Source organism: Burkholderia sp. WTPI3, assembly GCF_021483755.1.
Lineage (GTDB): Bacteria > Pseudomonadota > Gammaproteobacteria > Burkholderiales > Burkholderiaceae > Burkholderia.
Genome location: NZ_JAGIXF010000014.1, coordinates 86,410 through 113,350 on the forward strand (window position 1 = coordinate 86,410; position 26,941 = coordinate 113,350).

Here is a 26,941-nt window from a genome sequence, read left to right on the forward strand (position 1 = left end):
GCCCCGACTCACCGTGCCGGAGAGCCGTAGCTGTGACCCGTAGCGGCAAACCGAACCGCACGCGCGTTTCAGTTGCGGGCCGCCGCGCGACGCGCGGGCACGAGGCGCCAGCCGAGGTTTACGCCGGCCGCCGCGAGCAGGATCAGGAGCGCGCCGAACACCTGCGTCCACGCGAGCGTCTGCCCGAACGCGACGCGATCGACGATGATCGCGACGACTGGATAGACGAACGACAGTGCCCCCGTCATCGCGACCGGCAGCTTCTGGATCGCGCCGTACAGCAGCACGTACATCAGCCCCGTGTTCACGACGCCGAGCACGACGAGATCGAGCCACTGCGCGGGCGTCGCGGGCAACGTGCCGAAATGCGCGAACGGCGCGAGCAGCACGATGCCGAGGCCGGCCTGCAGTAGCGCGAGCAAATGCGGCGGCGTGCCCTTCAGGTGCTTCGTGACGATCGACGACACGGCGTACAGGAACGCCGCGCCCAGCGACAGCGCAACGCCTTCGAGGTATTCGCCCGGCACCGCGAGCACGGCCGGCTCGACGCGCACCACGCACACGAGACCGACGAAGGCGAGCGCGAGCCACGCGATCGTCGACGCGCCGATCCGTTCTCGGAACACGATCGCGCCGAGCGCGACGAGCATGAACGGCTGCGTGTTGTAGACCGCGGTCGCCATCGAGATCGACGCGCGCGAATACGCGGCGAACAGCAGCAGCCAGTTCGCGACGATCGCGATGCTGCCGAGCGTCGCGAGCGCGAGCATGCGCGGCGAGAACAGCGAGCGGCGCAGGAAGCCGAGCGCCGCGCAGACGATCGCGAGCGTCGCCGCCCCGAACAGGCAGCGGAAGAACACGACATTGGTGAGCGGCTGCCGCGACGACATCACGAGCCAGCCGATCGTGCCGGACATCATCATCGCGACGACCATCTCGGCGCCGCCGCGGCGAATTTCGTTCGAGGCCATCAAGGACTCCGTTTGACGAGAGAGGATGACTTCGATTCTAGAAACTTGCCTTCCGTGCTTCCACGGATAAACTGAAGTAAAACAGCCAATTCACCTTCGAAAGCAAAGCGATCATGCCAAAACGCCTTCCCCCGCCTGCAGTCGCGTCGCTCGACGCAACCGACCGCGCGATCCTCGCCGCACTCGCCGAGGACGCACGCATCGCGACCAGCGAACTGGCGCGGCAGATCGGGCTGTCGGCGCCCGCCACGGCCGACCGCGTGCGGCGGCTCGAGGCGCAAGGCGTGATCGCGAGCTTCACCGTCGAGCTCGACCCGCGCGCGCTCGGCTACACGCTGCAGGCGATCGTCCGCGTGAAGCCGCTGCCGGGGCAATTGCATCTGGTCGAGGAGGTGTTGCGCCGGATCCCGGAATTCGTCGAATGCGACAAGGTGACCGGCGACGACTGTTTCATCTGCCGGCTCTACCTGCGCACGATCGAACACCTCGACGACATCCTCGCGAAGGTGACCGAGCGTGCGGAAACGAGCACGGCGATCGTGAAATCGACGCCCGTGCCGCGCCGCCTGCCGCCCCTCGCGGAAGACGTCGCCGCGCACCGCTGAACGCTGAACGCTGCACGCGCGGCGCGCTGCCGGCGCCGCCGACGCCGCTTACGCGGCCTTACGCGGCCGCATCGCGCGCCTCGAAGAACGCGAGCAGTTCGTCGATCAGCGCGACGGGCGCCTCTTCAGGAATGTAGTGCCCGCATTCGAGCGCGCGGCCGCTGACGTCGCGCGCGACCCGCCGCCATTCGTCGAGCGGATCGAAGCACCGGCCGACGATCCCGTTCGCGCCCCACAGCACGCGCAGCGGACACGCGACCTTGTTGCCGCGCTCGAGGTCCGCGCGATCGTGTTCGAGATCGATCGTCGCCGACGCGCGATAGTCCTCGCACATCGCATGCACGGCGCCCGGCTGCGCGAGCGCGGCGCGATAGGCGGCGAGCGCCTCCGGCGCGAACGGCGCGAGCCCGGCCGAACGGTTGCCCATCACGCGCTCGATGTACGCGTCGGTACGGCCTTCGATCAGCGCTTCGGGCAGCGGCTCCGGCTGGATCAGGAAGAACCAGTGGAAATACGCGGTCGCGAACGCGCGGTCGGTTTGCTCGTACATCGCGAGCGTCGGCGCGATGTCGAGCAGCATCATTCGCTCGACGGCCGCCGGGTGATCGAGCGCGAGCCGGTGCGCCACGCGCGCGCCGCGATCGTGCGCGCACACGTGGAATTGCCCGAAGCCGAAATGGCGCATCACGGCGACCTGATCGGCCGCCATCGCGCGTTTCGAATAAGGCGCATGCCGTGCGTCGCTCGGCGGCTTGCCCGACGCGCCGTAGCCGCGCAAGTCGGTCGCGATCACCGTGAAATGACGGGCCAGCGTCGCGGCGACGCGATGCCAGATCATGTGGGTCTGCGGATGGCCGTGCAGCAGCAGAAGCGGCGGCCCCGCGCCTCCTTTGACACCGAAGATGTCGGTGTCCTGCACCGTCACGCGAAACGGTGCAAACGCCTCAAACGACATGGTTTGTTTCTCGTTGGTCTGTTATGGCGATTATTGTAGGAGCGCCCGGACCGGTTCAGCGCGCGGCAGATGCCCGAACCGCTAGAAAGAGAACACTCCCTCGATTGTCGCCATGCCGCGCATTTTGCTAAGCTCGCGTAGAATCGCACGACCGTTCGTATTAATATGAACGTACCGTCGCGGAGCTACACTCGATATACCGTTCGATCGCCAAGCATGAAGCCGGCGTCGGCGCGACCGCGCCGCTTCCGGCCGCCCCTCGAGACTGGAGACATTACATGGCATTGCCCGCCGTCCTGCAGAACCTGACGCTGCCCGTCATCGCGTCGCCGATGTTCATCGTCAGCTACCCCGAACTCGTGCTCGCGCAGTGCAAGGCGGGCATCGTCGGTTCGTTCCCCGCACTCAACGCCCGTCCGGCCGAACTGCTGGACGAGTGGCTCACGCAGATCCAGTCCGAGCTCGCCGACCACAAGGCGAAGCACCCGGACGCGGTGATCGGCCCGATCGCGGTCAACCAGATCGTCCACCAGTCCAACGTACGGCTCGAGCATGACGTACGCGTGTGCGTCGAACACAAGGTGCCGATCTTCATCACGAGCCTGCGCGCGCCGGCGCGCGAGATCGTCGACGCGGTGCACAGCTACGGCGGCATCGTGCTGCACGACGTGATCAACCTGCGTCACGCGCAGAAGGCGCTCGAAGCCGGCGTCGACGGGCTGATCCTGGTGGCCGCCGGCGCCGGCGGCCACGCGGGCACGACCTCGCCGTTCGCGCTCGTCGGCGAAGTGCGCAAGATGTTCGACGGCCCGATCGTGCTATCCGGCTCGATCGCGAACGGCGGCTCGATCCTTGCCGCGCAGGCGATGGGCGCCGACCTCGCATACATGGGCACGCGCTTCATCGCGACGCAAGAAGCGCACGCGGTCGAGGACTACAAGCACGCGATCGTCAACGCGAAATCGTCCGACATCATCTATACGAACCTCTTCACCGGCGTGCACGGCAACTACATCCGCGAGAGCATCGAGAAAGCCGGCCTCGATCCGGACGCCCTGCCGGAATCCGACAAGTCGAAGATGAATTTCGGCGGCGACAAGGCGAAGGCGTGGAAGGACATCTGGGGTGCCGGCCAGGGCGTCGGCCTGATGGACGACCTGCCGAGCGTCGGCGCGCTCGTCGAGCGGCTGAAGCGCGAATACGACGACGCGAAGGCGCGGCTCGGGATCCCGCGCTGACGCACGCGGCCTGACAAAACAAAAAAGCGCGAACCGCAACGGCTCGCGCTTTTTTCATGTCCGCTCGCGGCGCGGCTGGGGCGCCGGTCAGCCCGCGCGCTTGATCCGCGTGATCGGCAGCACGCGCAGGCGCGACTCGATCGACGGGCACAGCGACTGCCCTTCGAAACGCGCGGCGAGGAAGTCGACGAACGAACGCACCTTCGCGGACACGTGACGGCGGCTCGCGTACACCGCGTAGATCGGCGCCTCGTGCGGCGGCACGGTGTCGAGCAGCACCGGCACGAGCCGGCCCGACTCGATGTCGTCGCCGACCACCTCGGTGCCGAGCAGCGCGATGCCCGCGCCCGCGAGCACGGCCGCGCGCAGCCCTTCGAGATGGTTCACGATCAGGTTGCCGCTCAGGTTCACGCGCGACGCGGCGGCCGCGTCGATCACCAGCGAATCGAGCATCGTCGAATTCGAATCGCGACGCAGGTAATTGTGGTGCGCGAGATCGGCAATCGTCTGGGGCGTGCCGTGCTTCTCGAGATACTCGGGCGACGCGACCAGCAGGATGTGCGCGGTTGCGATCTGCCGCGCGACCAGCGACGACGACTTCAAGCCGTTCGGCGCCGCGCGTACCGCGACGTCGTAGCCTTCCTCGATGAGGTCGACCACGCGATCGGACAGCGTCATGTCGACGGTCACGTCGGGGAAGCGGCCCGCGTAATCGGTGACCGCCTGCATCACGTGCCGCAAGCCGAATGCGGACAGCGACGTCACGCGCAATCGGCCCTGCGGCACGACGCTCGCGGCGCCGACTGCCTGCCCGGCTTCGTCGAGCTCCGACAGCGCCTGCACGAGGCGCTCATAGTATTCGCGTCCCGCCTCGGTCGGCGCGACACGTCGTGTCGTGCGATGCAGCAGCCGCGCGCCGAGCTGCTGCTCGAGATGCATCACGTGCTTGCTCGCCATCGCGGCCGACATCTGCATGCGCTCGGCCGCGCCGACGAAGCTGCCCACTTCGACGACGTAGCGAAACACATTCATGCTGACGAGGGTATCCATCGAACTAGCTCGCAATTCCTGGGAATTATGCAATTACGAGATAGGGTAACAAAGGCGAGGAAATAAAAAGGTCAACAAAGGCAAAACGGCGCCGCGGATGGCGGCGCCGTTTCGGGCGAAAAACCGGTGGCGCGCACGCGCGAGGCGCGCGTGCGGCGAGCGAATCGTCAGAACTTCGCGCGGATGCCTGCACCGAACGTGTTGCCGCTCGACAGGCCGCTGATGTGGTCGTTCATGTATGCGGCGTAGACGTCCGTGCGCTTGGACAGCGGATAGTCGTAGCCGACGGCCCAGGTCTGGCGCGTCTGGTCGAGGCCACCGGCGTCGCGCGAGTACGCGTACGACGCCATCGCGTTGCCGACGCCGAGCGGCACCGACACGCCGCCCTGCGCGGTATTCACGTGCCAGCTGCCCGCGACCTGGTCGTTCTTCGTGTACATGTACTGGCCGAACAGCTTCACGTATTTCAGGTCGTAGGTCGCGCCGACCAGGCCGATGCCCTGGCTCTTCATGCCGGCCACCAGCGCGCTCAGATCCTGCGGGCCGTTGTTGAAGTTCACGTACTGGTAGACCGCAGTCGCCGCGAACGCGCCGTTCGCATAGTTGAACTGCGCGCTCCACTTCTTCGAGCGGTTGTCGCCGGCCTGGTTGCCAAGCGCGTACATCGCGCCGAAATTCAGGCCGCCGAACGAAGGCGACGTGTACGACAGCGCGTTGTTCCAGCCCGAATCGCCGACCGCACCCTGGTCGCTCGGATAAGTCGGGTACGTCCCGAGGCCGAGGAACACGTGGTACACCATCGGCGAGAAGGTGTACGAATCGTAGAACGGGTTGAACAGGATCGTCGACAGGAACAGTTGCGTCGTCAGACGGCCTGCCGTCACCGTGCCGTACGGCGAGCTGATGCCGACATACGCGTTGCGCGCGAAGAACGTGTCGCCCTGGAAGCGGCCATACTGGCCGTTCTGTGCGCGGAAGAAGCTCTCCAGCGTGAAGATCGCCTTGTAGCCGCCGCCCAGATCCTCGGCGCCGTGCATCCCCCAGTACGACGTCGACATCCCGCCGCCGCCCACGTTCCATGCGCGATCGCCGCCCGGGAACTTGGTGGCGCCGACCCATTCGTCGACCTGACCGTAGAGCGAAACGCTCGACTGCGCGTAGACGGGTGCGGTTGCCGCCACGCAGGCGGCTGCGGCGATCAGCTTGACGGACGTGCGGGACGCACGGCGAGCGAATGCTTTCATGGGATCTCCAGGTTTTGTCGAATTGTCGATAAGTGGCGCGAGCGTTGTTTTTTGGAGCCGAGTGCTAGCGTCGTATGGGGCGCAGCCATCTTTACGGATCATTTGTCCGGTCAAAATTGCGCACACTTATTGCCGGTATAGCGGCAGCATTAACTTCGCGGAATTCATACATGACCCGACGCGGCGCAGCGGCCCCGCGCGGTGCGGGCACGCGACGGGACGGCCGCCTGGCGTGCGCGGGCCGGGCGCGAAAGATAGCGCAATGCGGCGGGAAAATCAGCGGAAATCTATGCGCGACTGTGGCGAATTCGCATCAGCCGGCGGGGGGACGAGCGCGCCGGGCGCTCAGTTTCGGTAGAACGGGGAGAAAAACGGCGAGTGCGCAGGCTCTTCCTGCGAGCGGGGCGGCGGCATCGGACGGCCGCCGCGCTCCTCGTTGTAGCGCGCGACGTCGGCACGGATCGAACCGGCGCGCAGCGGCACGTTGCCGCCGCCCGGCGGGCGCGGCATCTGGCGCGAATCGGCGCTGATCGGGCGATACGGGCTTTGTGCGGCGTAGTGGCCGTAGGACGGCGTCGGGCGCAAGCCCCAGCGCGAACCGTAGCTGCTCACGCCACCGGCACGGGCGCCGCCCGGCGGCATCGCGCGGCGCCAGACCTGCGCGCCGCCGGCCGGCTGGCCGTACGCGTGTATGTCGCCGCCGCCGAAACCGTGGCCGCCGAACGCACGACCGCCGCCATGCGGCGGCTGGGCGAGCGCGAGCGGCATCAGCAGCGCGCACAGCGCGCCTGCCACCCATCGTCCGACCTTCAGTTTCACCCGTTCCGTCATCACATTCAGTGCCTGTTGCGGTGCGCTGCCGGCTGTTGCCGGCCAACGCAAGCCTTTCAGCAGTAATTTATGAGCGGTCCGAAACGGTGTCGAGCCAAAAAGTGTTATGTCGCGGGCATCGGTGTAACACCATGTTACTGCTAGGTTTTTTCACTTCCGGGGGCGATCGTGACAGAACATTCTTCTGCCGTTGCGCGCACCGGCGGCCTGTGCGAACAGGCGCCCCTATATGCACCTGATTCATCAATCGATTCACACAATGAATTTGTTTATTGAATGATCCACCGGGACAATAGCGGCATTCGCGCGCGCGGTGCGCGTGCACCCGTTTCCGAATCGAGTTCCAGATGGCCCGCCCCCGTTTCCTTCCCGACAATTTCACGCTTGCGCTCGTCGGCACCGTCGTGCTCGCGAGCCTGCTGCCGTGCCGCGGCCCGGCAGCCCATGCGTTCAACTGGGCGACCAACATCGCCGTCGGCCTGCTGTTCTTCCTGCACGGCGCGAAGCTGTCGCGCGAAGCCGTCGTCGCGGGCGCGACGCACTGGCGGCTGCATGCGGTCGTGCTGCTCAGCACGTTCGCGCTGTTCCCGGTGCTTGGCCTCGTGCTGAAACCCGTGTTGCAGCCGCTCGTCACGCCGACGCTGTATGCGGGCGTGCTGTTCCTGTGCACGCTGCCGTCGACGGTCCAGTCGTCGATCGCGTTCACGTCGATCGCGAAGGGCAACGTGCCGGCCGCCGTGTGCGCCGCGTCCGCGTCGAGCCTGCTCGGCATCTTCGTGACGCCGGCGCTCGTCGGGCTGATGATCACGTCGCAGTCGGGCGCGGCCGCATCGCCGTGGAGCACCGTCGGCAGCATCGTGATGCAACTGCTCGTGCCGTTCATCGCCGGCCAGTTGCTGCGGCCCGTGATCGGCGGCTGGATCGAGCGCAATCGCGGCGTGCTGCGCTTCGTCGACCAGGGCTCGATCCTGCTCGTCGTCTATGTCGCGTTCAGCGAGGCCGTGAACCAGGGGTTGTGGCACCAGATTCCGGCGCACGCGCTCGGCGGCCTGCTGGTCGTCAACATCGTGCTGCTCGTGATCGCGCTGGTGCTGACCACGTTCGTCAGCAAGCGGCTCGGCTTCAACCGCGCAGACCAGATCACGATCATCTTCTGCGGGTCGAAGAAGAGCCTCGCGGCCGGCGTGCCGATGGCGAAGGTGATCTTCTCGGCGCAGGCGGTCGGCGCGATCGTGCTGCCGCTGATGCTGTTCCACCAGATCCAGCTGATGGCGTGTGCGGCGCTCGCGCAGCGCTGGGGGGCGCGCGACACGAGCGGCGAGCAGGACGGCCGAGATGGTGCGGCCGGCGCCGCCCGCGGGAGCGGGGCGCTGAACGCGGGCAAGCGCTGACTTGGCGAGGGCGTGGCGGCTGTGGCTGGCCGCGCCCTTGGTGATTATCGTCCCCCACCTTCCGACGGCACGCCACAACACCCGCGCCGGCCGACGCCCCGCGGCGTCGCACAGTCCTCGTTTGATCCTTCGCGCGAGCAGCCGCTGAAGTCCGGTGCCCCGTCGCTTCGGCAGCCGTGCCCATGCCCGTGCCCCATTCCCCCTCGCCCGCCTGATCGCCGGACACGCGCTCGCCGCCTCTTCCGGCCGAGCGTCGAGCTCCGTTCCGGGCTAGGTCGCCGGTTACACAGGGGATTCGCAACCCGGCGGCGGCCGGCGCGCCGATCCGTGCGCCCCCCCCATTCCCCGGCGTCTCTTCGCCGCGCTCACCTTGCCTTTTTCGCGTTTTGTTTAGTATTTTTAGTAACGGCGTTTTCGCAGATTAGCGCCTAAAAACCGGTTATTTTCGGGTATTCCCCGGTTATCCGCCCCGAATAACGCGGTGTTTTTTACTATACAATCGCCGTCACCCTAAACAAACCGGACCCCGAACGATGGGAACCACCATTCGCGACGTAGCGCGGGCGGCAGAGGTATCGATCGGCACCGTCTCGCGCGCGCTGAAAAACCAGCCGGGCCTGTCCGAGGCCACACGGGCGCGCATCGTCGAGATCGCGCAACGGCTCGGCTACGACCCGGCCCAGCTGCGGCCCCGGATTCGCCGGCTCACCTTCCTGCTGCACCGCCAGCACAACCGCTTTCCCGCCAGCCCGTTCTTCTCGCACGTGCTGCACGGCGTCGAGGACGCGTGCCGCGAGCGCGGCATCGTGCCGACGCTGCTCACTGTCGGCCCGAACGACGACGTGCTGCGCCAGATGCGCCCGCACGCCCCCGACGCGATCGCGGTGGCCGGCTTCATCGAGCCGGAGACGATCGAGGCGCTCGCCGCGACCGGCCGCCCGCTCGTGCTGATCGACCTGTGGGCGCCCGGCCTGCGCTCGGTGAATATCGACAACGCGACGGGCGCGGCGCTCGCGATGCGCCACCTGCTCGCCACCGGCCGCTCGCGGATCGCGTTCATCGGCGGCCCGGGTGCGCACTACAGCCTCGCGCAGCGCGCGATCGGCTACCGGCGCGCGTTCTTCGAGGCCGGCCGGCTGTTCGACCCGGCCTACGAAGTGACGATCGACGCCGGGCTCGACCCCGACACGGGCGCCGCGCGTGCGATGCAGCAACTGCTCGACGCGCCGGGCCCGCGCCCCGACGCCGTATTCGCGTACAACGACGCGGCCGCGCTGGCCGCGCAGCGCGTGTGCATCGCGCGCGGCGTGCGGATTCCGGAAGACATTGCGATCGTCGGCTTCGACGACATCCCGGCCGCCGCGCATGCGAATCCGCCACTCACGACGCTCGCCGTCGACAAGGAGGCGCTCGGCCGCCGCGGCGTCGAACTGCTGCTCGCCGAATCGCCCGAGCGCACCGAGATCTCCCTGCCCGTCGAGCTGATCGTGCGGGCCAGCAGTCAGCCCGCCGGCTCACCGGCGCTCGATACCGCCACGGTCACCGAATCATGAACATGCCCCCGGTCCAATCCTGCCCGGCCACGCCGGCCACCCACGCGCAAGCCGCGCCGTTCGTCGGGAACTTCCGCGATCCGTCGTTCCTGCTGTCGCATGTCGAGGACACGCTGCGCTTCTACGCGCCGAACGCGTTCGACCCGACAGGCGGCTTCTACCACTACTTCCGCGACGACGGCAGCATCTACAACCGCACGTCGCGGCATCTGGTCAGCAGTTGCCGGTTCGTCTTCAACTACGCGATGGCGTACCGGCATTTCGGCGATCCGCGCCATCTCGACTACGCGCGCCACGGCCTGCGCTTTTTGCGCGACGCACACTGGGACGACACGCTGCAGGGCTACGACTGGGAGCTCGACTGGCGCGACGGCGCGAAGCGCGCGACGCTCGACGGCACGCGCCACTGCTACGGGCTCGCGTTCGTGCTGCTGGCCGCCGCGCACGCGACGATGGCCGGCATCGACGAGGCGCGCGCGCTGATCGCGTCGACCTACGAGCTCGCCGAACACCGCTTCTGGGATGCGGCCGCGGGCCTCTACGCGGACGACGCGACGCCGAACTGGATCGTGTCGTCGTACCGCGGCCAGAACGCGAACATGCACATGACGGAAGCGCTGCTCGCGGCCTACGAGGCGACCGGGCACGTCACGTACCTCGACCGCGCGGAAAAGCTCGCGACCCACATCACGCAGCGCCAGGCCGCGCTGTCCGGCGGCCTCGTGTGGGAGCACTACCACGCGGACTGGTCGGTCGACTGGGACTACAACAAGGAAGACAGCTCGAACATCTTCCGTCCGTGGGGCTTCCAGCCCGGCCACCAGACCGAATGGGCGAAGCTGCTGCTGATCCTCGAGCGGCACCGCCCGCTCGACTGGCTCGTGCCGCGCGCGGCCGAGCTGTTCGACGCCGCGCTCACGCACGCGTGGGACGCCGATCACGGCGGCCTCTGCTACGGCTTCGGCCCCGATTTCACCGTCTGCGACCACAACAAGTATTTCTGGGTGCAGGCGGAAACCTTCGCCGCCGCCGCGATGCTCGGCGCACGCACCGGCAGCGAACGCTTCTGGGACTGGTACGACGAGATCTGGCGCTACAGCTGGGCGCATTTCGTCGATCACCGTTACGGCGCGTGGTACCGGATCCTCACGTGCGACAACCGCAAGTACGGCGACGAGAAGAGCCCGGCCGGCAAAACCGACTATCACACGATGGGCGCTTGCTACGACGTGCTCGGGACCCTCGCGCGCATGGCGCGCAGCGAGTCGACGCAATGAGCGGCGGCGCATTTCCGGCTTTCGTGTCGGCGGGCGACATCCTGACCGACATGGTGCGCGCGGGCGACGCGCAGTGGACGTCGGTGCCGGGCGGCGCCGGCTGGAACGTCGCGCGCGCGGTCGCGCGGCTCGGCATGCCGAGCGCGCTCGCGGGCTCGATCGGCGAGGACTGCTTCTCCGACGTGCTGTGGCGCACCAGCGAAGCGGCCGGGCTCGACCTGCGCTTCCTGCAGCGCGTGCCGCGCGCACCGCTGCTCGCGATCGTCCACGAGACGCGGCCGCCCGCGTACTTCTTCATCGGCGACGCGAGCGCGGACCTCGCGTTCGACCCGGCGCGGCTGCCGGCCGGCTGGATCGAGCACGTGAAATGGGCGCATTTCGGCTGCATCAGCCTCGTGCGCGAACCGCTCGCGGGCACGCTCGTCGCGCTCGCGAAGGACTTGCACGCGCGCGGCGTGAAGATCAGCTTCGATCCGAACTACCGGAACCTGATGACGGCCGCGTACCGGCCGACGCTCGAGAAGATGGCAAGCCTCGCCGATCTGATCAAGGTGTCCGACGAGGATCTGCGCCACCTGTTCGGCGGCGACGGCCCGGACGCGGTCGAAGCGGTGCGCGCGCTGAACCCGAGGGCGGCCGTGTTCGTCACGCGCGGCGCGCAGGCCGCGACGCTCTACGCGGACGGCGGCGTGCACGAGGCCAGCCCGCCGCGCGTCGAGGTGGTCGACACTGTCGGCGCCGGCGACGCGTCGATCGGCGGCATGCTGTTCAGCCTGATGGCCGCGCCGCAACGCGCGTGGCCCGAACATCTCGCGTTCGCGCTCGCCGCGGGGGCCGCCGCGTGCCGGCACACGGGCGCGCACGCGCCGACGCTCGACGAAGTCGTCGCACTGCTCGAACGGTGACGGAATGGTGACGGCGCGCTGATCGGTCACCGATTAGCGGCGCTGTACATGCTGCGCCGCAGTGCTACGATGAAGTGTCCTTTTGCGGGAGAGGCACGATGGACACGAACACGTTCACGAAAGGCATCTACACGGCCAAGGCGCATACGCAGCGCGCGGGCAACGGGCAGTTCCAGGGCTATGTGATCCTCGTCCGGGACGACGGCGACGAGACGGAGAACGTGCGCTACGACGTCCACACCACGAGTCCGAGCGAGGAAGAGGCGTTCGACGAGGCGAAGGCGCTCGCGCACCGGATCCTCGGCGAAATCGAACTGTAACGCGCAGAACCGTCACGCGCGCGCTGCGGCCTGCCCGCGACGCGCCGCCTCCTTCGGCACGACTCAGAGCAGCCGCGCCACCATCGACACCAGCATCGTCAGCACCAGCGTCGACATGAACGGGAACGGGTAACGCCGCCCGCCGAGCGTCAGCGTGACGTCGCCCGGCATCCGCCCGATGCCGAGCTTGCCGAGCCACGGCCAGCAGCGTGTCAGGATCATCACCGCGACGAACGACGTCATCAGCCAGCGCAGCATGCGGCCCCCGTCAGAGCGCGTGCGAGCGGTCGCCGCGCGCGAACGCGTCGAGCGTGCCGTCGATGCCACGCGAGAACGCGATCACCTTGAACAGCTCGCCCATCTCGGCCTCCGAGATCAGCTTCTGCACCGCGTTCGCGGCCGGCAGGAAGCTGTGGATGTCGGACGGATCGATCGCGGCCAGCGCATCCGTGATGCCCGCGTTCAGCAGGAAGCGCGCCTGCGACATGTAGCCGAGCAGATCCGCGCCGGTGCCGACGCCCGCCTCGTAGATGCCGGTGAATTCGACGTGCGCGGTGATGTCCTGCAGGCCCGGGTACAGGAACGGGTCGTCGTGCGCGTGGTGCCGGTAGTGGCACATGAGCGTGCCGCGCTCGCGCTGCGGGTGGTAGTACTCGTGCGCGGGAAAACCGTAGTCGACGAGCAGCACCGCGCCGCGCGCGAGCATCGTGCACACGGTGCGCGTGAACGCCAGCGCGGCTTCGTGCGTCTCGGTCACGTAGCCGTCGTCGACGTCGAGCGTCGCGAGCACCGGCGGCAGGCCGGCCGGCCCGACGGGCCGGTCGTCGAACACGAACGCGTGCTGCGCGTCGAGCGCGACGCCGCGCTCGAGCCATGCATCGCCCGCCTTCGCGAACAGCCGCACCGGCATCGCATCGAGCACCTCGTTGCCGATCACGACGCCGTCGAAACGCCCGGGCAGCGCGTCGAGCCAGCGCACCTTGCCCGCCAGCGCCGGGGCAGCGGCCACGATCGTGTCGCGCTGCCGCTCGCGCAGCTCGCCCGACAGGTCGACGATCCGGTATTCGTCGAGTTCGACGCCGAGTGCGTCGAGCGCCGCGAGGAGGCCGGCCGCGAGCTTGCCGGTGCCCGCGCCGAATTCCATCACGCTGCGCGTGCCGCTCGCCGCGAGCGCCTGGGCGACGGAATTCGCGAGCGTCTGCGCGAACAACGGCGACAGCTCGGGGGCCGTCACGAAGTCGCTGCCGTCGTCGGCACGGCGCCCGAACTTGCGCGCGCCGCCGCTGTAATAGCCGAGACCGGGCGCGTACAGCGCGCGCTCCATGAAGCGGTCGAACGGCAGCCAGCCGCCCGCCGCCGCGATCTCGTCGCGCAGTTGCGCGGCAAGGGTTTCGGACTGCGCAAGCGCGTCGGGGCCGGGAGCAGGTAAACTAGCGGGTTCGTGAGCTTTCGGGTTCATCCCGGCATTGTAAATGACCGTTTCAGCCGATACGTCGCCCCCGCGCATCGCGCTCGTCGCAGGCGCACTGGGCAGCGCGGCCGACGCCGCGTCGATCGGTCGGGCACTCGCAACGGAATTCGCCCGGCGCGGCTGGGACGTCGCACTGCAGCGCAGCCCCGGCACGCCGCGTGCGGCCGCCGTCGCCCTCGTCGCCGACGTCGCCGCGCTGGGCCGCCGCGCGGCCGTGCTCGACGCCGATCTGGCCCTGGAAGCCGATGCGGCCGCGCTCGTCGCGGCCTGCAGCGCGGCGCTGGGCCGGCCCGCATGCGCCGTTTTCGTGAGCGCGTGCGCCGGCACCGACGACGCGCACACGGTGGACGGCGCGTCGCTCGCCGGCGCGCTCGCGCGCAACGTGACGGCGCCGCTCGCGCTGGCCCGCGCGCTCGCCGATGCGACGCCAGACGCCGCGCGCGACGACGAAGCGCTGCGTGCGTGCGCGATCCACGTACTGGATCAGGCCCTGTTTCACCCGGCACCGGCGCAACTGTCGCACGCGCTGATGCAGGCCGCGCTGCACCGCGCGACTTCCGCGCTCGCGCTGGCGCTCGCGCCGAAGGTGCGCGTCGCGGCGCTCGTGCGCGGCCATGCGCCGCACGCGGACGACATCGCGGCGGCCGCCTGCTATCTCGCGAGCGCGCCCGGCGTGACGGGCGCGACGCTGACCGTCGACGGCGGCGAGCACCTCGTGCCGCCCGCAGCCGGCCCGAATGAATGAACCGCGCGGGCGCGCGGCCTGATCGCCGCCGCCCGCGCCGCTTTGCGTGCGCGCACGCCAATTTGACTGGGACGACCATGTTTTCCGCTCTCCTGCACCCCCGCCTCGCGGATTGCCGCAGGCTCTACCTGCGCGACTACGAGGTGCACATCAACATCGGTGCCTTCGAACACGAGAAGCGCGGCGAGCAGCGCGTCGTCATCAACATCGACCTGTTCGTGCCGCTCGCGCTGTCCACCCCCGTCGACGACCGGCTGCACGAAGTCGTCGACTACGACCTGATGAAGCAGAGCGTCACGCGGTGCGTGGCGCGCGGCCACATCCATCTGCAGGAAACGCTGTGCGACGCGATCGCCGCGCACCTGCTGGCGCACGACACCGTGCGCGCGGTACGCGTCCGTACCGAGAAACCGGACGCCTATCCGGACTGCGATGCCGTCGGCGTCGAAGTCTTTCGCATCAAGGACGAGGAACGCGCATGAACGCCCCCCACATGAACGACACGGCGGCCGAAGGCGCCGCCATCGAAGCCACCGTCGCCGAAACCGGCCGCCGCGCGCTGACGCGCCGCGAGCAGAAGGAAGCGTACGAGAACAACAAGCTGTTCAAGCGGATCGTGCGCCAGGTCGGCCAGGCGATCGGCGACTACAACATGATCGAGCAGGGCGACAAGGTGATGGTGTGCCTGTCGGGCGGCAAGGACAGCTACGCGATGCTCGATGTGCTGCTGCGCCTGCGCGAGCGCGCGCCGATCGACTTCGACATCGTCGCGGTCAACCTCGACCAGAAGCAGCCGGGCTTCCCCGAGCACGTGCTGCCCGAGTACCTGACGCAGATCGGCGTGCCGTTCCACATCGAGAACCAGGACACCTACAGCATCGTCAAGCGGCTCGTGCCCGAAGGCAAGACGACCTGCTCGCTGTGCTCGCGGCTGCGCCGCGGGATCCTGTACCGCGTGGCCGGCGAGCTCGGCGCGACCAAGATCGCGCTCGGCCACCACCGCGACGACATCCTGCAGACGCTGCTGCTCAACATGTTCTACGGCGGCAAGCTGAAGGGGATGCCGCCGAAGCTGCAGTCGGACGACGGCAAGAACGTCGTGATCCGACCGCTCGCGTACGTGAAGGAAACCGATCTCGAGAAATACGCGGAGTTGCGCGAATTTCCGATCATCCCGTGCAACCTGTGCGGCAGCCAGCCGAACCTGAAGCGCGCGGAAATGAAGGCGCTGATCCGCGAATGGGACAAGCGCTTCCCGGGCCGCGTCGACAACATGTTCAGTGCACTCGCGAACGTCGTGCCGTCGCACCTGATGGATACGACCCAGTTCCCGTTCGCGTCGCTGCGCGCGACCGGCATTGCCGATCCGCAGGGCGACATCGCGTTCGACGAGGAACCGTGCGCATCGGGCGACGAAGCGGCCGCCCCGGGCGCCGCGAAGCCTGACGCGGCCCGACCGATCTCGATCGTCCAGTTCGACGACCTGTAAGCAGGGCCTGAACACCCGCCGGAAGCGCGGCCCGCGGCCCGTTTCCGGCGCTGTCGCCCCGCCGCGACAGGCCCGGTACGACAGGGGCCGCATGCTAAAATGATCGGCTTCGAACTCCCCTGACAAGCTGGCGCCATGAATATCGTGATTTTGGCGGCAGGCACCGGCAAGCGCATGCGTTCCGCGCTGCCGAAAGTGCTTCATCCCCTGGCCGGCAGGCCGCTCCTCTCCCACGTCATCGCCACCGCGCGCACGCTGCAGCCATCGCGGCTCGTCGTCGTCGTCGGGCATGGCGCCGAGCAGGTCCAGGCCGCGGTCGCCGCGCCCGACGTCCAGTTCGCGGTGCAGGCCGAACAGCTCGGCACCGGCCACGCGGTGCGCCAGGCGCTGCCGCTGCTCGATCCCGCGCAACCGACGCTCGTGCTGTACGGCGACGTGCCGCTCACCCGCGCATCCACGCTGCAGCGCCTCATCGACGCCGCGCGCGAGGGCCGCTACGGGATTCTGACCGTCACGCTCGACGATCCGACCGGTTACGGCCGCATCGTGCGCGACGCGTCCGGCTTCGTCACGCGCATCGTCGAGCAGAAGGACGCATCGCCCGAGCAACTGAAAATCGCCGAGATCAACACCGGCATCATCGTCACGCCGACGGCCCAGCTGTCGATGTGGCTCGGCGCGCTGAAGAACGAGAACGCGCAAGGCGAGTACTACCTGACCGATGTGGTCGAGCTGGCGATCGAGGCCGGCTTCGAGATCGTCACGGCGCAGCCCGGCGACGAGTGGGAAACGCTCGGCGTAAACAGCAAGGCGCAGCTCGCGGAGCTCGAGCGCATCCATCAGCGCAACGTCGCCGATGCGCTGCTCGTCGACGGCGTCACGCTCGCCGATCCGGCGCGCCTCGACGTGCGCGGCACGCTGCGCTGCGGGCGCGACGTGTCGATCGACGTGAACTGCGTGTTCGAAGGCAACGTGACGCTCGCCGACAACGTGACGATCGGCGCGAACTGCGTGATCCGCAACGCGTCGATCGGCGCGGGCACGCGCATCGACGCGTTCACGCACATCGACGGCGCCGAGCTCGGCGCGAACACCGTGATCGGCCCGTACGCGCGGCTGCGCCCGGGCGCGCGGCTCGCGGACGAAGCGCACGTCGGCAACTTCGTCGAGGTGAAGAACGCGGTGATCGGCCACGGCTCGAAGGCGAACCACCTCACGTACATCGGCGACGCCGACATCGGCGCGCGCGTGAACATCGGCGCGGGCACGATCACCTGCAACTACGACGGCGCGAACAAGTTCCGCACCGTGATCGAGGACGACGTGTTCGTCGGCTCGGACACGCAGCTCGTCGCGCCGGTGCGCGTCGGCCGCGGCGTGACGATCGCGGCCGGCACGACGATCTGGAAGGATGTCGCCGACGGCGTTCTCGCATTGAACGAGAAGACGCAGACCGCGAAGAGCGGCTACGTCCGCCCGGTCAAGAAGAAGAGCTGAACCTTTTGCGGACGCCCGGACGGCGTCCGCGTCGACTTACAGGATTGACCATTCATGTGCGGCATTGTCGGCGCAGTTGCGCAGCGTAATATCGTTCCGGTGCTGATCGAAGGATTGCGGCGCCTCGAATACCGTGGCTACGACTCGTGCGGCGTCGCCGTGCTCGAACCCGGTGCACCGAAGCGCGCGCGCAGCGTCGCGCGCGTCGCCGATCTCGACGCGCAGGTGCGCGAATCGCACCTCGAAGGCACGACGGGCGTCGCGCACACGCGCTGGGCGACCCACGGCGCGCCGGTCACGCACAACGCGCACCCGATCTTCTCGTCGAATGCGCTCGCGCTCGTTCACAACGGCATCATCGAGAACTTCGAGCCGCTGCGCGAAGCGCTGCGCGCGAAGGGCTACGAATTCGTGTCGCAGACCGACACCGAAGTGATCGCACACCTCGTGCACAGCCTGTATCGCGGCGACCTGTTCGAAGCCGTGCGCGAAGCCGTGCAGCAACTGCACGGCGCGTACGCGATCGCCGTGATCCACAAGGACCAGCCGCACACCGTCGTCGGCGCGCGCCAGGGTTCGCCGCTCGTCGTCGGCCACGGCGACGGCGAGAACTTCCTCGCGTCCGACGCACTGGCGCTGGCCGGCAGCACCGACCGCTTCACGTTCCTCGAGGAGGGCGACATGTGCGAGCTGTCGCTCGACGGCGTGAAGATCGTCGACCGTCACGGCGTGCTCGCACAGCGCGAGATCCGCGTCGTCAGCGCATACGGCGGTGCAGTCGAGCTGGGCCCGTATCGTCACTTCATGCAGAAGGAAATCTTCGAGCAGCCGCGCGCGATCGGCGACACGGTGCCGCAAACCGAAGCCTTCGATGCGACGCTGTTCGGCGACGCGGCCCCCGCCGCGTTCGCGGACATCGACAGCCTGCTGATCCTCGCGTGCGGCACGAGCTACTACTCGGGCCTCACCGCGAAGTACTGGCTCGAATCGATCGCGAAGATCCCGACCCAGGTCGAGATCGCGAGCGAATACCGCTACCGCGAATCGGTGCCGAACCCGCGCCAGCTCGTGCTGGTGATCTCGCAGTCGGGCGAGACGGCCGACACGCTCGCCGCGCTCAAGCACGCGCAGTCGCTCGGCCACACGCATACGCTCGCGGTCTGCAACGTCGCGACGAGCGCGATGGTGCGCCTCACCGAGATGCAGTTCCTCACGCACGCGGGCACCGAGATCGGCGTCGCGTCGACCAAGGCGTTCACGACGCAGCTCGTCGCGCTGTTCGTGCTGGCCGCGACGCTCGGCAAGCTGCGCGGGCACGTCGATGCCGCGCAGGAGGCGGAATTCCTGAAGCAGCTGCGTCACCTGCCGGCCGCGCTGAACAGCGTGCTCGCGCTCGAGCCGCAGATCATCGCGTGGTCGGAGGAATTCGCGCGCAAGGAAAACGCACTGTTCCTCGGCCGCGGGCTGCACTACCCGATCGCGCTCGAAGGCGCGCTGAAGCTGAAGGAAATCTCGTACATCCACGCCGAGGCGTATCCGGCCGGCGAACTGAAGCACGGGCCGCTCGCGCTCGTCACGGAAGCGATGCCGGTCGTCACGGTCGCGCCGAACGACACGCTGCTCGAGAAGCTGAAGTCGAACATGCAGGAAGTGCGCGCGCGCGGCGGCGAGCTGTACGTGTTCGCGGATGCCGACACGCAGATCGTCAATGACGACGGCCTGCACGTGATCCGGATGCCGGAACACTACGGGCAACTGTCGCCGATCCTGCACGTCGTGCCGCTGCAACTGCTCGCGTATCACACGGCGTGTGCGCGGGGCACCGACGTCGACAAGCCGCGGAATCTCGCGAAGTCGGTGACGGTGGAGTAAGGCTGCCTGTCCGGACGGGCCGTCGCCGGTCCGTCCGAACGTCGCATCGGTGTGCAGCCGGCCGTTTGGCCAGGTCGAAATATGTACCACGTAGTGGCATATAATCCTGTGCCGACCCGACTGGCTCGACATGTCTGCTTCCGTACGACGCATCTTCAAGACGAAGTGGTTTCACAAGGCAGCCGGAAAAGCGGGAATCGTCGATGGCGAGCTCTGCCGCGCGGTGCGGGAGTTGGCCCGCGGCCGGGGCGTCGATCTCGGCGGCAACGTCTGGAAGAAGCGCCTCGACGGGAATCGCCAGCGCGGGATCGTGCTGGGCAGGATCGGGCATACGTGGGTGTTCGTGTTCCTGTTCGCGAAATGCGACCGCGACAACATCGACGCCCGTGAACTGCGTGCCATCAGAAAGCTCGCTGCGGATGTCGGCCGACACGCCGACAGCGACATCGCGACGCTGGTTACCCTGAAAGAGTGGGTGGAGATTTGCAATGGCTAAGAGTCGATTCAAGAGCGACGCGACGGAGGCGATCCACAGCGCCGCGTCGGGCCTTTATCGCACGCAACTGATCGACAAGAAGACGATGCGCGAGTACGACGAGCTCTGCATCGAAGCCGCGCCGCAGTTCGATCCGGAAGCGATCGCCCGGATCCGCAAGTCGGTCAACGTCAGTCAGAGCGTGTTCGCGCTCTACCTGAACACCACGACTTCGACGATCCGCCAATGGGAACAGGGCGACAAGCGGCCGAGCGGCATCGCCGCGCGCATGCTGCAGATCGTCGAGAAACACGGGCTCGAGGTGTTCTCCTGAGCCGGCATTCCCCGAATGCGCATGAGCGGCCGCGCCCCGCACCGGGCATCGCAACACGTGCGAGCCGCAAGGAATATGACGGAGAGACAATGGTAAGACTGTTTGGATGCGGATTGCTGGCGCTGACGTTCGCGTCGACGGGCTGGGCCGCCGAGCACTACGTCGAAGTCTGGAACCCGCCCGAGGCACGGCTGCCGGCCCCGCACGCGCCGGACGCCCGTATGCCGGCCTCGCATGCCGGCAGCAAGGCCGCGGAAAAGCACGCGAGCGTGCAGCCGAAAGCCGTCGTGAAGCCGCACAAGCGCCGCGTCGCGCAGGCCGTGAAAGTCGTGCCGCATCACCCGCCAGCCGCCACGGCGGAAGCGCCGAGCGCGCCGCGTCCGGTCGCGCAGCCCGCACCGGGCCGGCTCACGGTGATGCAGCCGGCCACGCCCGACACGCCGCACGCACTCAATTTCTCCAATATCCCGCGGCAATACACGCCGGACGGCAACGTGCTGCGGGTCGGCACGGGCAACCGTTCCGCGGAGGTGACTCGATAATGGAAGCGCAGACCTATCTCGGCTACCAGATCTGGGGCCACGCGATCCTGCAGCAGGACGAGATCCTGCAACCCGAACGCTTCGCGGCGAGCGGCACGATCACGCAGAACAACCGGCTCGTCGAAGCGTCGGGCGTGCTCGGCGTGTTCGACACCGAGGACGACGCACGTGAAGCGGGGCTCGAATGGGCCCGCGCATGGATCGACAACCACCGCTGAACCTCGCGCGGCGCGGCGCGGCGCGGGCCAGCGTCACCCTTCCCGCCTTTTCACGCTCTCTCAGCGGCGTTCCGTTGCCCGCCGTATCGCGCCCGCTTCACCGCGCAGCCGTACGAACCGGCACGAATGCGCTTGACCTTCCCACCATGGCAAGCTTCATGCTGGGTCTGCTCGTCAATCGTCAACTCAGGAGAACACGATGGAATTCGAAGTCCAGGACATGACCTGCGGCGGCTGCGCCAATGCGATCACGCGCGCCGTGACGGCCGCCGACCCCGCCGCGAAGCTCGATATCGACGTCGCCGCGAAGATCGTCAAGGTCGAATCGGCGCAAGGCGCCGAGCGCGTGCAGTCGATCATCGAGGCCGCGGGCTTCCACCCGGCGCTGCGCACCGCCTGACGCACGCGGGCGCACCGCCGGCCGGCGACGCGCCCGCGCGCTGCCTCAGCGCAGCCGGATCAGCGTCGACTTCAGCTCGGTGTACTTCTCGAGCGCGTGCAGCGACTTGTCGCGGCCGTTGCCCGACTGCTTGTAGCCGCCGAACGGGAAGTTCATGTCGCCGCCCTCGTCGTAGCAGTTCACCCACACCGTGCCCGCGCGCAGCCGGCGCGACACCTCGTGCGCGGTCGTCAGGTTCGACGTCCACACGGCCGCCGCAAGCCCGTACTCGGTATCGTTCGCGATCCGCACCGCTTCGTCGACGTCGTCGAACACGATCACCGACAGCACGGGCCCGAAAATCTCCTCGCGCGCGATCTTCGCATCGGGCTGCACCTCGAACACCGTCGGCTCGACGTAGAAGCCGCCCGTCTCCTGCTTCACGCGCGTGCCGCCCGTGACCAGCCTGCCTTCGCTACGCCCCGCGTCGATATAGCCGAGCACGCGCTCGAGCTGGATCCCGTCGACGATCGCCCCCATCGACACCGACGGATCGAGCGGATTGCCGGGCACGTAAGCGCGCGCGGCCGCGACCAGCTTCTCGATGAACGCATCCTTGATGTCGCGATGCACGAGCAGGCGCGAGCCGGCCGTGCACATCTCGCCCATGTTGTAGAAGATCGCGCCGGCCGCGGTCCGGGCTGCGCGGTCGAGATCCGGGCAATCGGGCAGCACGATGTTCGGCGACTTGCCGCCGAGTTCGAGCCACGCGCGCTTCAGGTTCGACTGCGCGGCGTATTGCATGATCAGCTTGCCGACCGCGGTGGAACCGGTAAACGCGATGCAGTCGACGTCGCGATGCAGCGCGAGCAGCTTGCCCGGCTCGCCCGCGCCGGGCACGACGTTGAACACGCCGGCCGGGATGCCGGCCTCGTACGCGAGCTGCGCGACGCGGATCGCGGTCAGCGGCGACTTTTCCGACGGCTTCAGCACGACACTGTTGCCAGCCGCGAGCGCCGGGCCGAATTTCCACGCGGCCATCAGGATCGGGAAGTTCCACGGCACGACCGCCGCCACCACACCGACCGGCTCGCGCGTGATCAGCCCCACGAGATGATGGTCGGCCGGCGCGACTTCGCCGCCGACCTTGTCGATCGCCTCGGCGAACCACTCGACGCAATACGCGGCGCCCGGCACGTCGACCGTCGTGGTGTCGCCGATCGGCTTGCCGGCGTCGAGCGTCTCGAGCAGCGACAGTTCGTCGAGATGCTCGCGCATCAGTGCGGCCCAGCGCAGCAGCACGGCCTTGCGCGCGCGCGGGTTGAGCCCGGCCCATACGCCCGCGTCGAATGCACGGCGCGCGGCGGCAACGGCCGCGTTCACATCGGCTTCGCCGCAATCGGCCACCTTCGCGAGCACGCGGCCGTCGATCGGGCTCACGCAATCGAACGTCTTGCCGCCGTGCGCGTCGCGCGCCGCGCCGTCGATGAATGCGCGCCCTTCGATCTCGAGCGACGCCGCCTTGTCCTGCCAGTCAGCCAAAGTCAACTTGTTCATTCAGGATGCCTCAATGGTTGTGGCATTCGCGCTGCGGCACGCCGCACAACGACAACACGCCCGGCGGCGAATGCGGGGATGCGCGGTCAGAAGGTCGCCGGCGAATTGGCCGACACGACCTCGCAGAGCTGTTCCGCGCTGGGATTGCGAAAACGGTGTGGCAAACGACTTTCGAAGTAGTAGCCGTCTCCGGGGTCGAGCAGCCACGTCGCGCCGTCGACGGTCAGCTCGAGCCGACCCGATACGACGATGCCGCCCTCATGCCCCGCATGCACGAGCATCTCGGGGCCAGTATCGGCAAGCGGCTGATAGACCTCGCGCATGATGCACATGTTGCGGTCCTTCACGCCCGCGCCGACGAGATGGAAGGCGAGCGCATCGTTGCCGAGGTTCGGCATCTCGTCGCGGCGCGACACGATCGAGCGCGATTCGACCAGCTCGAACGTGAAGAACTCCGCGAGACTCATCGGGATGCATTCGAGCAGCTTCTTCAGCGAGCCGACCGACGGGCTTACGCGGCCCTGTTCGATCAGCGAGATCGTGCCGTTGGTCACGCCGGCCCGCTTCGCGAGTTCGCGCTGCGACAGGCCATGCTTGTTGCGCACGAAACGCAGGCGCTCGGCGACTTCGGTGGACATCGATTCGGTTTCGGACACGATAGGAGTGCGGTGAAAAAGTGAAACGGCGCATTAGGCATCCGTTGAATATTCTAATCACTTTATCCCGCGCATCAGAAGGGAAAACCCTGCAAGGTGTTCGAAATAATGAACACCCCTCGCATCATTCCGTTTACGAATATTTTGTTCGCAGTGCTCGGGGAAAGCCCTGACGCACGAGTCTCAAAAAACATTTGACGCCGTTTTTGGCTCGTATATGCTGGCTCTCAGGTCAACGTCATTGACCATTCATCGGTAGCAAAAAACGTTATCGCAACGCAAGAATTGATGCCGATCAATGTAAATGACGCGGATCCGGCACCTCGATTATTTTAAACGCCCAGCGCGCCGAAACGATCAGGTGTTCAATACTTTCAACATACCAGTCGAGTGTAATCGTGAGAGTCCGTGGCCCTCTGGTGAGGTGGGATCGAGGCGATGTGCGAAGTCTGCGCAGCGCTGTTCCCGCTTCCGATGGCAGTTGCGGCTGGCATAGTCCTCGCCTGCTGCACCTGTCGATCTACACCATTCTGTCCCGTCGTTCCGTTCGGCGTCACAACGCCGTTTCCGCACGCGCATTCGTGGCCGTCGATACCGACGAAGTCGCGTCGCTGCTGCCATAGCGCCTCTCCCCCTTTTTTCGTCGTTCGTTTCTGTTGCCTGTTCGTCGATGCGCATCGTCGCTGCGTTGACGGAACGCGTTCGCGCATTCGCTGCCGCGGCGCGCGCGCAATGAAACGAACGACAGCCTGACCGTCGCGCGCAGCGCGGATCGCCACACCGTCCCGTTGCGCCCATTCATCAGCGGCCTTGCGCTTCTCGCCAGGCTGCGGGGTCAAGTCGCGCCTGCGTTTTGCCGTCTTCCGCACGATGCACGCGACAGCCCTATGGATAACTGATTGACGTCATGGAAAGGAAACCCCTCGTCGGCATCACTGCCGACCTCACGCAGATCGGCGCACATGCGTCGCACACGGTCGGCGACAAGTACGTCGCCGCGATCGTCGACGGCGCGCATGCGCTTGCCATGGTGTTGCCCGCGCTCGGCGATCGCCAGTCGGTCGAAGACGTGCTCGATACGGTCGACGGGCTGCTGTTTACCGGCAGCTATTCGAACGTCGAGCCGCACCTGTATGGCGGCGAGCCGAGCGCGCCCGGCACGAAGCACGACCCCGCACGCGATGCGACCACGCTGCCGCTACTGCGCGCGGCGATCGCCGCAGGCGTGCCCGTGCTTGCCGTGTGCCGCGGCTTCCAGGAACTGAACGTCGTCTGCGGCGGCACGCTGCATCAGCGCGTGCACGACGTGCCGGGCCTCGCCGATCACCGCGAGGACGACGACGCGCCGATGGACACGCAATATGGCCCCGCGCACGCGGTGCGGCTGACGCCCGGCGGCGTGCTGCACACGCTCGCCGGCGGCCGCGACGACGTGCACGTGAACTCGCTGCACAAGCAGGGCATCGCGCAGCTCGGCGCCGGCCTCGCCGTCGAGGCTGTCGCGCCGGACGGCCTGATCGAGGCCGTCAGCGTCGTCGACGCCCCGGCGTTCGCCCTTGCAGTGCAATGGCATCCGGAATGGCGGCATGCGCAGGACCCGCTGTCGAGCGCGATCTTCCGCGCATTCGGCGACGCCTGCCGCGAACGCCGCAATGCCCGCACGCGCGCCACGGCCGCCGCCGCGCTCGCCTGAGCGCACCGACCCACATAACGAGAACAGACATGCAAGACATCGAAGACTTTCTGAAGCAACACCGGATCACCGAGATCGAGGCGATCATTCCCGACATGGCCGGCATCGCGCGCGGCAAGATCACGCCGCGCAACAAGTTCACGTCCGGCGAATCGATGCGCCTGCCGCAGGCCGTGATGGTGCAGACCGTCACCGGCGAATATCCGGAAGACGGTTCGCTGACCGGCGTGACCGATCCCGATATGGTGTGCGTGCCCGACACGTCGACCATTCGCCTGATTCCGTGGGCCGTCGACCCGACCGCGCAGGTGATTCACGATTGCGTGCACTTCGACGGCTCGCCGGTCGAAATCTCGCCACGCTACGTGCTGCGCCGCGTGCTGGATCTGTACAAGGCGAAAGGCTGGAAGCCGGTGGTCGCACCGGAGCTCGAGTTCTACCTGGTCGACATGAACAAGGATCCGGACCTGCCGCTGCGTCCGCCGGTCGGCCGCACGGGCCGCCCCGAGACGGGCCGCCAGTCGTATTCGATCGAGGCCGTCAACGAATTCGATCCGCTGTTCGAGGACATCTACGAGTACTGCGAATCGCAGAACCTCGACATCGACACGCTGATCCACGAAGTCGGCGCCGCGCAGATGGAGATCAACTTCATGCACGGCGACGCGCTGTCGCTCGCCGACCAGGTGTTCCTGTTCAAGCGCACGGTGCGCGAGGCGGCGCTGCGTCACAACATGTACGCGACGTTCATGGCCAAGCCGATGGAACACGAGCCGGGCTCCGCGATGCACGTGCACCAGAGCATCGTCGACGAGGAAACGGGCCGCAACCTGTTCACGTCGCCGGAAACGGGCGGCGCGACGTCGCTGTTCTACAACTACCTCGCAGGGCTGCAGAAGTACACGCCCGCGCTGATGCCGATCTTCGCGCCGTACATCAACTCGTATCGCCGGCTGTCGCGCTTCATGGCCGCGCCGATCAACGTGCAGTGGGGCTACGACAACCGTACGGTCGGCTTCCGCATCCCGCACTCGGGCCCGGCCGCACGCCGCATCGAGAACCGGATCCCGGGCGTCGACTGCAACCCGTACCTCGCGCTGGCGGCCACGCTCGCGGCCGGCTATCTCGGCATGACGCAGCGCCTGGAGCCGACCGAGCCGCTCGTCAGCGACGGCTACGAACTGCCCTATCAGTTGCCGCGCAACCTCGAGGAAGGCCTCACGCTGATGGCCGCGTGCGAGCCGCTCGGCGAGATTCTCGGCCACAAGTTCCTGAAGGCGTATTTCGCGCTGAAGGAAACCGAATACGAAGCGTTCTTCCGCGTGATCAGCTCGTGGGAGCGCCGTCACCTGCTGCTGCACGTATAAGCGCACAACGCACTACCGAAATACGGAGGAAACATGACTTACCGCAACGAATCCGCGTGGATCCAGCCCGCCGCACCCGCGGCCCGCACGACGCAGGCACGCTCGACCGCCGAATACCGCGCGCTCGACGCCGCGCATCACATCCACCCGTTTTCCGACATGGGCGCGCTGAACCGCGCCGGCAGCCGCGTGATCGTGAAGGCCGACGGCGTCTACCTGTGGGACTCGGACGGCAACAAGGTGATCGACGGGATGGCCGGCCTCTGGTGCGTGAACGTCGGCTACGGCCGCAAGGAACTGGCCGAC

General features: G+C 67.5%; 29 protein-coding genes and 1 pseudogene. 21 read left to right on the plus strand and 9 right to left on the minus strand.

Annotation, left to right across the window (positions count from 1 at the left end; translation table 11 throughout):
• Positions 1 to 68: 68 nt before the first annotated feature.
• Positions 69 to 971 carry a DMT family transporter gene (locus tag J7024_RS10305; RefSeq protein ID WP_124827758.1) on the minus strand — a complete coding sequence of 301 codons (903 nt, stop codon included), beginning with the start codon at positions 969 to 971 and terminating at the stop codon, positions 69 to 71.
• 113 nt (positions 972 to 1,084) lie between these two features.
• On the opposite strand from J7024_RS10305, the gene J7024_RS10310 reads away from it, so the two are divergent.
• Entirely contained in the window at positions 1,085 to 1,576 is a 492-nt protein-coding gene (locus J7024_RS10310; protein ID WP_124827757.1) for an Lrp/AsnC family transcriptional regulator, read from the plus strand.
• A gap of 58 nt (positions 1,577 to 1,634) precedes the next feature.
• Here the strand turns inward: J7024_RS10310 and J7024_RS10315 are convergent, their stop codons facing one another.
• The gene (locus J7024_RS10315; protein WP_124827756.1) at positions 1,635 to 2,531 is read right to left on the minus strand and encodes an alpha/beta fold hydrolase; all 897 of its coding nucleotides are present in this window, start codon (positions 2,529 to 2,531) and stop codon (positions 1,635 to 1,637) included.
• 278 nt (positions 2,532 to 2,809) lie between these two features.
• Between J7024_RS10315 and J7024_RS10320 the strand changes: the two genes are divergently transcribed.
• Positions 2,810 to 3,769: an NAD(P)H-dependent flavin oxidoreductase gene (locus tag J7024_RS10320; protein ID WP_124827755.1), complete on the plus strand. Its 960-nt coding sequence runs from the start codon at positions 2,810 to 2,812 to the stop codon at positions 3,767 to 3,769.
• A gap of 87 nt (positions 3,770 to 3,856) precedes the next feature.
• Here J7024_RS10320 and J7024_RS10325 read toward each other — a convergent pair whose 3' ends face one another.
• The 3 genes from J7024_RS10325 to J7024_RS10335 all read right to left on the minus strand — a co-directional run bounded on the left by J7024_RS10325 (position 3,857) and on the right by J7024_RS10335 (position 6,894).
• A complete protein-coding gene (locus tag J7024_RS10325; RefSeq protein ID WP_124827754.1) occupies positions 3,857 to 4,819 on the minus strand; it encodes a LysR family transcriptional regulator in 963 nt (320 codons plus the stop codon).
• A 167-nt stretch (positions 4,820 to 4,986) separates the two neighbouring features.
• On the minus strand, positions 4,987 to 6,063 hold the full coding sequence (locus J7024_RS10330) for a porin (protein WP_175750960.1): 1,077 nt from the start codon (positions 6,061 to 6,063) through the stop codon (positions 4,987 to 4,989).
• 345 nt (positions 6,064 to 6,408) lie between these two features.
• Positions 6,409 to 6,894 (minus strand): peptide-binding protein, encoded by a 486-nt coding sequence (locus tag J7024_RS10335; protein WP_124827752.1) that lies wholly within the window; start codon positions 6,892 to 6,894, stop codon positions 6,409 to 6,411.
• A 347-nt stretch (positions 6,895 to 7,241) separates the two neighbouring features.
• Between J7024_RS10335 and J7024_RS10340 the strand changes: the two genes are divergently transcribed.
• The 5 genes from J7024_RS10340 to J7024_RS10360 all read left to right on the plus strand — a co-directional run bounded on the left by J7024_RS10340 (position 7,242) and on the right by J7024_RS10360 (position 12,340).
• Complete coding sequence (locus J7024_RS10340) at positions 7,242 to 8,285, plus strand: bile acid:sodium symporter family protein (RefSeq protein ID WP_175750959.1); 1,044 nt, start codon at positions 7,242 to 7,244, stop codon at positions 8,283 to 8,285.
• A gap of 533 nt (positions 8,286 to 8,818) precedes the next feature.
• A complete protein-coding gene (locus J7024_RS10345) occupies positions 8,819 to 9,838 on the plus strand; it encodes a LacI family DNA-binding transcriptional regulator (protein WP_124827750.1) in 1,020 nt (339 codons plus the stop codon).
• The gene (locus tag J7024_RS10350; protein WP_124827749.1) at positions 9,835 to 11,115 is read left to right on the plus strand and encodes an AGE family epimerase/isomerase; all 1,281 of its coding nucleotides are present in this window, start codon (positions 9,835 to 9,837) and stop codon (positions 11,113 to 11,115) included. The genes J7024_RS10345 and J7024_RS10350 overlap by 4 nt, the downstream gene beginning before the upstream one ends.
• Positions 11,112 to 12,020, plus strand: coding sequence for a carbohydrate kinase family protein (locus J7024_RS10355; protein WP_124827748.1), 909 nt, complete (start codon positions 11,112 to 11,114; stop codon positions 12,018 to 12,020). Before J7024_RS10350 ends, J7024_RS10355 begins: the two co-directional genes overlap by 4 nt.
• 98 nt (positions 12,021 to 12,118) lie before the next feature.
• A complete protein-coding gene (locus J7024_RS10360) occupies positions 12,119 to 12,340 on the plus strand; it encodes a hypothetical protein (RefSeq protein ID WP_124827747.1) in 222 nt (73 codons plus the stop codon).
• Between the two features lie 63 nt (positions 12,341 to 12,403).
• Here J7024_RS10360 and J7024_RS10365 read toward each other — a convergent pair whose 3' ends face one another.
• Together J7024_RS10365 and J7024_RS10370 are read right to left on the minus strand one after the other, a co-directional pair.
• Positions 12,404 to 12,598, minus strand: coding sequence for a DUF2905 domain-containing protein (locus J7024_RS10365; protein WP_031399528.1), 195 nt, complete (start codon positions 12,596 to 12,598; stop codon positions 12,404 to 12,406).
• Between the two features lie 10 nt (positions 12,599 to 12,608).
• Complete coding sequence (locus J7024_RS10370) at positions 12,609 to 13,799, minus strand: class I SAM-dependent methyltransferase (RefSeq protein ID WP_124827746.1); 1,191 nt, start codon at positions 13,797 to 13,799, stop codon at positions 12,609 to 12,611.
• Positions 13,800 to 13,812: 13 nt separating this feature from the next.
• Between J7024_RS10370 and J7024_RS10375 the strand changes: the two genes are divergently transcribed.
• The 10 genes from J7024_RS10375 to J7024_RS10420 all read left to right on the plus strand — a co-directional run bounded on the left by J7024_RS10375 (position 13,813) and on the right by J7024_RS10420 (position 21,383).
• Positions 13,813 to 14,556, plus strand: coding sequence for an SDR family oxidoreductase (locus J7024_RS10375; protein ID WP_124827745.1), 744 nt, complete (start codon positions 13,813 to 13,815; stop codon positions 14,554 to 14,556).
• 77 nt (positions 14,557 to 14,633) lie between these two features.
• Positions 14,634 to 15,038, plus strand: coding sequence for a dihydroneopterin aldolase (locus J7024_RS10380; RefSeq protein WP_096508897.1), 405 nt, complete (start codon positions 14,634 to 14,636; stop codon positions 15,036 to 15,038).
• Positions 15,035 to 16,045, plus strand: coding sequence for a tRNA 2-thiocytidine(32) synthetase TtcA (gene ttcA / locus J7024_RS10385; RefSeq protein ID WP_175750958.1), 1,011 nt, complete (start codon positions 15,035 to 15,037; stop codon positions 16,043 to 16,045). The genes J7024_RS10380 and ttcA overlap by 4 nt, the downstream gene beginning before the upstream one ends.
• A gap of 135 nt (positions 16,046 to 16,180) precedes the next feature.
• Positions 16,181 to 17,542 carry a bifunctional UDP-N-acetylglucosamine diphosphorylase/glucosamine-1-phosphate N-acetyltransferase GlmU gene (gene glmU, locus J7024_RS10390; RefSeq protein WP_124827743.1) on the plus strand — a complete coding sequence of 454 codons (1,362 nt, stop codon included), beginning with the start codon at positions 16,181 to 16,183 and terminating at the stop codon, positions 17,540 to 17,542.
• Positions 17,543 to 17,596: 54 nt separating this feature from the next.
• Positions 17,597 to 19,414: a glutamine--fructose-6-phosphate transaminase (isomerizing) gene (glmS, locus tag J7024_RS10395; protein WP_124827742.1), complete on the plus strand. Its 1,818-nt coding sequence runs from the start codon at positions 17,597 to 17,599 to the stop codon at positions 19,412 to 19,414.
• A gap of 130 nt (positions 19,415 to 19,544) precedes the next feature.
• Positions 19,545 to 19,910 carry a type II toxin-antitoxin system RelE/ParE family toxin gene (locus J7024_RS10400; RefSeq protein WP_124827741.1) on the plus strand — a complete coding sequence of 122 codons (366 nt, stop codon included), beginning with the start codon at positions 19,545 to 19,547 and terminating at the stop codon, positions 19,908 to 19,910.
• The gene (locus J7024_RS10405; RefSeq protein WP_124827740.1) at positions 19,903 to 20,223 is read left to right on the plus strand and encodes a helix-turn-helix domain-containing protein; all 321 of its coding nucleotides are present in this window, start codon (positions 19,903 to 19,905) and stop codon (positions 20,221 to 20,223) included. The genes J7024_RS10400 and J7024_RS10405 overlap by 8 nt, the downstream gene beginning before the upstream one ends.
• An 89-nt stretch (positions 20,224 to 20,312) precedes the next feature.
• Positions 20,313 to 20,765, plus strand: a complete 453-nt coding sequence (locus J7024_RS10410; protein WP_175750956.1) for a hypothetical protein — start codon at positions 20,313 to 20,315, stop codon at positions 20,763 to 20,765.
• Positions 20,765 to 20,983 (plus strand): hypothetical protein, encoded by a 219-nt coding sequence (locus J7024_RS10415; RefSeq protein WP_096508904.1) that lies wholly within the window; start codon positions 20,765 to 20,767, stop codon positions 20,981 to 20,983. Before J7024_RS10410 ends, J7024_RS10415 begins: the two co-directional genes overlap by 1 nt.
• A gap of 199 nt (positions 20,984 to 21,182) precedes the next feature.
• Complete coding sequence (locus tag J7024_RS10420) at positions 21,183 to 21,383, plus strand: heavy-metal-associated domain-containing protein (protein WP_021162112.1); 201 nt, start codon at positions 21,183 to 21,185, stop codon at positions 21,381 to 21,383.
• 45 nt (positions 21,384 to 21,428) lie between these two features.
• Here J7024_RS10420 and J7024_RS10425 read toward each other — a convergent pair whose 3' ends face one another.
• Together J7024_RS10425 and J7024_RS10430 are read right to left on the minus strand one after the other, a co-directional pair.
• The gene (locus J7024_RS10425) at positions 21,429 to 22,919 is read right to left on the minus strand and encodes an aldehyde dehydrogenase (protein ID WP_175761197.1); all 1,491 of its coding nucleotides are present in this window, start codon (positions 22,917 to 22,919) and stop codon (positions 21,429 to 21,431) included.
• An 86-nt stretch (positions 22,920 to 23,005) separates the two neighbouring features.
• Positions 23,006 to 23,557 carry a cupin domain-containing protein gene (locus tag J7024_RS10430; RefSeq protein ID WP_124827736.1) on the minus strand — a complete coding sequence of 184 codons (552 nt, stop codon included), beginning with the start codon at positions 23,555 to 23,557 and terminating at the stop codon, positions 23,006 to 23,008.
• Between the two features lie 458 nt (positions 23,558 to 24,015).
• On the opposite strand from J7024_RS10430, the gene J7024_RS10435 reads away from it, so the two are divergent.
• The 4 genes and pseudogenes from J7024_RS10435 to J7024_RS10450 form a co-directional block, all read left to right on the plus strand.
• The gene (locus J7024_RS10435) at positions 24,016 to 24,198 is read left to right on the plus strand and encodes a hypothetical protein (protein ID WP_006488040.1); all 183 of its coding nucleotides are present in this window, start codon (positions 24,016 to 24,018) and stop codon (positions 24,196 to 24,198) included.
• A 284-nt stretch (positions 24,199 to 24,482) separates the two neighbouring features.
• Positions 24,483 to 25,268 carry a gamma-glutamyl-gamma-aminobutyrate hydrolase family protein gene (locus J7024_RS10440; protein WP_124827735.1) on the plus strand — a complete coding sequence of 262 codons (786 nt, stop codon included), beginning with the start codon at positions 24,483 to 24,485 and terminating at the stop codon, positions 25,266 to 25,268.
• Between the two features lie 29 nt (positions 25,269 to 25,297).
• Positions 25,298 to 26,635 (plus strand): glutamine synthetase family protein, encoded by a 1,338-nt coding sequence (locus tag J7024_RS10445; protein WP_124827734.1) that lies wholly within the window; start codon positions 25,298 to 25,300, stop codon positions 26,633 to 26,635.
• Positions 26,636 to 26,668: 33 nt separating this feature from the next.
• Positions 26,669 to 26,941, plus strand: a pseudogene (locus J7024_RS10450) (aspartate aminotransferase family protein); the annotation flags it as partial.

Coding starts and splice junctions, on each gene's coding strand:
- J7024_RS10305 (WP_124827758.1), bottom strand. CDS start 971: ATGGCCTCGAACGAAATTCGCCGCGGCGGCGCCGAGATGGTCGTCGCG.
- J7024_RS10310 (WP_124827757.1), top strand. CDS start 1,085: ATGCCAAAACGCCTTCCCCCGCCTGCAGTCGCGTCGCTCGACGCAACC.
- J7024_RS10315 (WP_124827756.1), bottom strand. CDS start 2,531: ATGTCGTTTGAGGCGTTTGCACCGTTTCGCGTGACGGTGCAGGACACC.
- J7024_RS10320 (WP_124827755.1), top strand. CDS start 2,810: ATGGCATTGCCCGCCGTCCTGCAGAACCTGACGCTGCCCGTCATCGCG.
- J7024_RS10325 (WP_124827754.1), bottom strand. CDS start 4,819: ATGGATACCCTCGTCAGCATGAATGTGTTTCGCTACGTCGTCGAAGTG.
- J7024_RS10330 (WP_175750960.1), bottom strand. CDS start 6,063: ATGAAAGCATTCGCTCGCCGTGCGTCCCGCACGTCCGTCAAGCTGATC.
- J7024_RS10335 (WP_124827752.1), bottom strand. CDS start 6,894: ATGACGGAACGGGTGAAACTGAAGGTCGGACGATGGGTGGCAGGCGCG.
- J7024_RS10340 (WP_175750959.1), top strand. CDS start 7,242: ATGGCCCGCCCCCGTTTCCTTCCCGACAATTTCACGCTTGCGCTCGTC.
- J7024_RS10345 (WP_124827750.1), top strand. CDS start 8,819: ATGGGAACCACCATTCGCGACGTAGCGCGGGCGGCAGAGGTATCGATC.
- J7024_RS10350 (WP_124827749.1), top strand. CDS start 9,835: ATGAACATGCCCCCGGTCCAATCCTGCCCGGCCACGCCGGCCACCCAC.
- J7024_RS10355 (WP_124827748.1), top strand. CDS start 11,112: ATGAGCGGCGGCGCATTTCCGGCTTTCGTGTCGGCGGGCGACATCCTG.
- J7024_RS10360 (WP_124827747.1), top strand. CDS start 12,119: ATGGACACGAACACGTTCACGAAAGGCATCTACACGGCCAAGGCGCAT.
- J7024_RS10365 (WP_031399528.1), bottom strand. CDS start 12,598: ATGCTGCGCTGGCTGATGACGTCGTTCGTCGCGGTGATGATCCTGACA.
- J7024_RS10370 (WP_124827746.1), bottom strand. CDS start 13,799: ATGAACCCGAAAGCTCACGAACCCGCTAGTTTACCTGCTCCCGGCCCC.
- J7024_RS10375 (WP_124827745.1), top strand. CDS start 13,813: ATGACCGTTTCAGCCGATACGTCGCCCCCGCGCATCGCGCTCGTCGCA.
- J7024_RS10380 (WP_096508897.1), top strand. CDS start 14,634: ATGTTTTCCGCTCTCCTGCACCCCCGCCTCGCGGATTGCCGCAGGCTC.
- ttcA (WP_175750958.1), top strand. CDS start 15,035: ATGAACGCCCCCCACATGAACGACACGGCGGCCGAAGGCGCCGCCATC.
- glmU (WP_124827743.1), top strand. CDS start 16,181: ATGAATATCGTGATTTTGGCGGCAGGCACCGGCAAGCGCATGCGTTCC.
- glmS (WP_124827742.1), top strand. CDS start 17,597: ATGTGCGGCATTGTCGGCGCAGTTGCGCAGCGTAATATCGTTCCGGTG.
- J7024_RS10400 (WP_124827741.1), top strand. CDS start 19,545: ATGTCTGCTTCCGTACGACGCATCTTCAAGACGAAGTGGTTTCACAAG.
- J7024_RS10405 (WP_124827740.1), top strand. CDS start 19,903: ATGGCTAAGAGTCGATTCAAGAGCGACGCGACGGAGGCGATCCACAGC.
- J7024_RS10410 (WP_175750956.1), top strand. CDS start 20,313: ATGGTAAGACTGTTTGGATGCGGATTGCTGGCGCTGACGTTCGCGTCG.
- J7024_RS10415 (WP_096508904.1), top strand. CDS start 20,765: ATGGAAGCGCAGACCTATCTCGGCTACCAGATCTGGGGCCACGCGATC.
- J7024_RS10420 (WP_021162112.1), top strand. CDS start 21,183: ATGGAATTCGAAGTCCAGGACATGACCTGCGGCGGCTGCGCCAATGCG.
- J7024_RS10425 (WP_175761197.1), bottom strand. CDS start 22,919: ATGAACAAGTTGACTTTGGCTGACTGGCAGGACAAGGCGGCGTCGCTC.
- J7024_RS10430 (WP_124827736.1), bottom strand. CDS start 23,557: ATGTCCACCGAAGTCGCCGAGCGCCTGCGTTTCGTGCGCAACAAGCAT.
- J7024_RS10440 (WP_124827735.1), top strand. CDS start 24,483: ATGGAAAGGAAACCCCTCGTCGGCATCACTGCCGACCTCACGCAGATC.
- J7024_RS10445 (WP_124827734.1), top strand. CDS start 25,298: ATGCAAGACATCGAAGACTTTCTGAAGCAACACCGGATCACCGAGATC.